Annotated in this window: 1 pseudogene; it reads left to right on the top strand. The window is 68.1% G+C overall.

Annotated features, from left to right (window positions below):
- A pseudogene (locus tag ABGA94_RS05750) lies at positions 1 to 584 on the top strand (NAD-glutamate dehydrogenase); the annotation flags it as partial.
- Between the last annotated feature and the right edge of the window lie 90 nt (positions 585 to 674).

Genomic DNA, 674 nt, shown 5'->3' with positions numbered 1-674 from the left:
GCCCGGGCGCGATGCCGGGCATCACCGAAGCGGTCAACCGCTACCAGGGACCGTTCAACGACATCCGCGTCGCTTCGGGCGTGCTGCCGGATTCGCAGCGTCCGACCTACGAAGCCCTGGTGGCCGAGTGGAAGGAAAAGGGCCTGCCGTCTGCACTGGCACAACAGCTGGCCGAACTGCACTTCCTGGAACCGGCGTTCGACATCATCGAACTGGCCCGCACCCGCAAGCTGAAGCCGGTGGACGTGTCCAAGGTCCACTTCCGCCTGGGCGATGCCCTGCAGCTGCCGTGGCTGTTCGAGCAGGTCGACGCGCTGGAAGTCAACGGTCGTTGGCACGCGGTGGCGCGTGGCGTGCTGCGTGATGAGCTTGCAGCCAACCACCGCAACCTGGCCGGGCAGGTGCTGGGCACCAAGGGCAGCAGTGCCGAGGCCAAGGTCGCTGCCTGGATGGGCCGCGATGACAACAGCCTGCGCTTCACCCTGGCGATGCTGGCCGAACTGGCCGAGCAGAAGACCCTGGACTACCCGACCGTCTCGGTCGCGGTGCAGCGCCTGGGCCAGCTGGCCGCGCATGGTGCGTAAGTGACGTAGTGCCGGGCCGTGCCCGGCGTGCGTGGAGAAAAGGAACGGCCCCGCGAAAGCGGGGCCGTTCTGTATCCGGGGCCGCTGGCC

Origin of the sequence: Stenotrophomonas sp. 3diitr2024 (genome assembly GCF_042136455.1) — a bacterium.
In the GTDB taxonomy this organism is placed as follows: Bacteria; Pseudomonadota; Gammaproteobacteria; order Xanthomonadales; family Xanthomonadaceae; genus Stenotrophomonas; species Stenotrophomonas sepilia.
This window is presented reverse-complemented; position numbering and strand designations above follow the sequence as displayed.